This is a genomic window from Candidatus Poribacteria bacterium (assembly GCA_016866785.1).
Taxonomy (GTDB): domain Bacteria; phylum Poribacteria; class WGA-4E.
Genome location: VGLH01000218.1, coordinates 1 through 3,489, shown reverse-complemented (window position 1 = coordinate 3,489; position 3,489 = coordinate 1). Strand labels below are relative to the sequence as shown.

Annotated in this window: 4 protein-coding genes; 3 read left to right on the top strand and 1 reads right to left on the bottom strand. The window is 66.0% G+C overall.

Going from position 1 to position 3,489, the window contains the following annotated elements; translation table 11 throughout:
* Positions 1-683, bottom strand: a 683-nt coding sequence (locus FJZ36_18415) for a hypothetical protein (protein MBM3216874.1), incomplete at its 3' end; no start/stop codon positions are given.
* Positions 684-809: 126 nt separating this feature from the next.
* Between FJZ36_18415 and FJZ36_18410 the strand changes: the two genes are divergently transcribed.
* From FJZ36_18410 to FJZ36_18400, 3 genes are all read left to right on the top strand, one after another.
* Positions 810-1,607 carry a LamG domain-containing protein gene (locus tag FJZ36_18410; GenBank protein MBM3216873.1) on the top strand — a complete coding sequence of 266 codons (798 nt, stop codon included), beginning with the start codon at positions 810-812 and terminating at the stop codon, positions 1,605-1,607.
* Between the two features lie 78 nt (positions 1,608-1,685).
* Positions 1,686-3,317: a DUF4038 domain-containing protein gene (locus FJZ36_18405; protein ID MBM3216872.1), complete on the top strand. Its 1,632-nt coding sequence runs from the start codon at positions 1,686-1,688 to the stop codon at positions 3,315-3,317.
* A 35-nt stretch (positions 3,318-3,352) separates the two neighbouring features.
* A partial coding sequence (locus FJZ36_18400; GenBank protein MBM3216871.1) for a basic amino acid ABC transporter substrate-binding protein occupies positions 3,353-3,489 on the top strand: 137 nt, incomplete at its 3' end.

Sequence of the window (3,489 nt, the reverse complement as noted above, 5' to 3'; positions counted from 1 at the left end):
AACGGCATGAACACGCCGGAAGCGTCGTGCAGCACCGGGAAATCCGGCTCAGCGAAGGCGCTCACCCAGTCGCGGAGCTTCTGCGGAATGTCGTGTCGCCAACCGGCTCCGGTCAGCGCCCAGTACGGCGAGCTGCCGATCTCTTCCGCCCAGTAGAACGGGAACCGACAGCCCGCCTGGCGCTGGGCGTCGTGCGTCGCCGCGAGGACCTTCCTCCACACCTCGACCGTGTGCGTCGGCTTCTCGATCCCCTCGTCGTCCGTCCACCATCCCAAGACGAGACGATCCAACTCGCGCTGAGCGATGCCCTCGCAGAGCCGGTGCGCGTATTCGCCGATCTCCGCGAGCGACCAGTGTCGAACGACGTGAAGCCCGACGAGCGCCCTTGAGATGATCGCCCGCAGGTTCCCGCCCCCGACCGCCTCGTTCGCGTCGCGCAGTTGCTCGAGAAACCCCAGCCACGCGGCGACGTTGGTCCGGACGCGGTTCCTGCCCTCTGGATCGCCCACGCCCCACATCGAGCCGTTGCCCCAGGACTGAACGCCGTTGCACGCCTGATAGGGATGCGCGTCGGCATCGGGCTCGCCCGTGTAGATGTCGATGAACTCCCGGCGTAGGTCCGCCAGCGAGCGAGCCGTCACACCCAGCATGCCGACGTCGATGAGATGATGTCGTTTCGCCATCGAGGCTCCTTCGTCGACGAGATGGTGCGCTAGCGGGTCTGGCAAAGCAAAGACCCGTCTTGCCCAGCCTGGCGATGGGTTGTAGTGTGCCTGGGCGGACCCGCAGAGGGGTCTGTCCACCCCAGGATGGGAGGCAGTTCAATGGCGACGTTGCGCGGAACGATGTCGGCATGTGTTGGGGTTCTGCTGTTGTGTGGCTCCTATGCCGCTCACGCGAAGGTCGTGGGCATCTGGCTTCTGGACGAGGGCAAGGGCGATGTCGCGCGTGACGCGAGCGGCGCCCACGCGGACGACGGCAAGGTGATCGGCGGCGCTAAGTGGGACAACGCGGGCAAGGTCGGCGGCGCGGTGCGCTTCGACGGCGCGACCGGGCATATCGAGGTTCCCGACCCCAAGAACCGACTCACGCCTCCGCGCATCACGCTGATGGCGTGGATCAAGGCGGAGAACCTCGCAGGGAACCACTCGATTCTGGAACAGTACGACTGGGCGGGCGACTTCGGATGCCATGCGTTCCGAACCACGGGCGCCCAACTGCAGCTCTGGGTCATCTGGGGCCCGGCGGGCGACAACGTCGCCGGAGGAGCCATCGCCGCGAACGAGTGGACACACGTCGCCTCCACCTACGACGGTGCTGCGATTCGGCTCTTCATCAACGGCAAGGGGGTCGCCGAGGGGAAGAGCGCTCGCGGGAGCCTGAAAAGCAGCACCAAATCGCTGTCAATCGGAGTCCGAGGCGACACGAAGGACACGCACTGGTTCGCCGGTATGATCGACGAGGTCGCCATCTTCGACGAGGCGCTTTCGGAGAAGGACATCAGCGCGATCACAACGTCCTCGGCTGGGCTGGGCGGTCTCTACCTCGCCGTGTCGCCTTCGGGGAAGATCGCAACGACTTGGGCGACGCTCCGGACAGCCAACTAGGCATCCCTCGTAGGGACCTGCCGCGATGGCGAGGGCTCCCTGCGCAACCGTCGTCACGCGGACGGCACACGATGGGGCATGACGATGACGCTGCACGGTTCCGTGAACTCGGTTGTCGAGTGGGGCATCCGGTCGGGCAGACCGTACCGTGACCCGTTCAACGAGGTCGAAGTGGACGTCGTCGTCATCGACCCCGACGGTGTGGAACGGCGCGTGCCGGCTTACTGGGCGGGCGGGCAGGAATGGCGGATGCGCGTCGCGCCGTCGATGCCGGGAACCCACCGGTGGGTTACCGTCTGCTCGGACCCGAGCAACTCGTCGCTCGACGGGATCGACGGCGTCATCGAAGCCGTGCCATACGACGGATCGAACCGACTGATCCGCCACGGACGTCTGCGCATCCAGTCCGGTAGCCGACATGTCGAGCACTCGGACGGAACGCCCTTCCTGTGGCTCGGCGACACCTGGTGGATGAGCCTGACGCGACGACTGAGCTGGCCCACCGACTTCCAGATTCTCGCGGCGGATCGCGTCGCGAAGGGCTTCACCGTGGCGCAGATCGTCGCCGGGCTCTACCCGGACATGGGAGCCTACGACGAACGCGGCGCGAACGAAGCCGGTTTCCCCTGGGAACCCGATTGGGCCCGGATCCGCCCGTCCTATTACGACATGGCGGACCTGCGGTTCCAGTGGCTAGTGCGTTCGGGAATCGTGCCGTGCATCGTCGGCTGCTGGGGCTACTACGTCCACTGGCTCGGCGTCGAGAAGATGAAGCAGCACTGGCGCTACCTCGTCGCGCGGTACTCCGCGTTCCCGGTCGTCTGGTGTCTGTGCGGCGAAGTGACGATGCCCTACTACCTGGAGCCCCTTCCCACGCCGGAAGCCCGACAGGATTATCGGAAGCGCACCGTCGCCGCATGGAGTGAGATTGGGCGATACGTGCGCTCGCTGGATTCCCATGGGAACCCGATCACCGTGCATCCCGGCGGCGGCGAGTCCGCCCGAGAGAGCGTCGATGAGGATATCCTCGATTTCGACATGCTTCAGACCGGGCACAACGACCGCCGCAGCCTCCCGGGAACCGTGTCTCAGGTGACGCGAAGCTATGGGCGAGAGCCGTCAAAGCCGGTCATCAACGCGGAGCCCTGCTACGAGGGCATCGCCGAAGGCGGACGCGAAGAGGTCATGCGCCTGCTGTTCTGGACCTGCATGCTGAGCGGAGCGATGGGTCACACCTACGGCGCGAACGGCATCTGGCAGGTGAACTCCCGCGAGAAGCCGTACGGACCGTCGCCGCACGGTTCCTCTTGGGGAGACGTGCCGTGGGAGGACGCCTACCAACTGCCGGGTTCCAAGCAGGTCGGGCTGGGGAAGGCGCTCATCGCGCGATACCGTTGGTGGCAGTTCGAGCCCCACCCGGAATGGGTCGAGCCCCGCTGGTCGGACCAGAACCATATGCTCGGGTACGCCGCAGGAATCCTCGGGCAGGTTCGGATGTTGTTCGTGCCCTCGTTCGTGCGGGTGCAGCGCGTTCAGGGGCTTGAAGCCGGGGTCGCCTATCGCGCATACTACTTCGATCCCAAAGAGGGCGGCGAGTACGACGCCGGCGCGGCGGAACCGGATGATCAGGGAAGCTGGCGTCCGCCGAGCCCGCCTCGGTTCCAGGACTGGGTGCTGGTTCTCGAAGCTGAGAACGCCCGCGTCGCCTGATGCCGCCTCCCGCGCAGACATCGAAAGGAGTCGTGTTGACTCGACTTGTGCCGATCCTCGCCGCCGTCATCCTGCTCTTGGGAGCCTGTTCCCGGTCGGACCGGCGAGCCGAAACGATCCGTGTCGCGACGGACGCGAGCTATCGCCCGTTCGAGTATTACGACGAATCCCG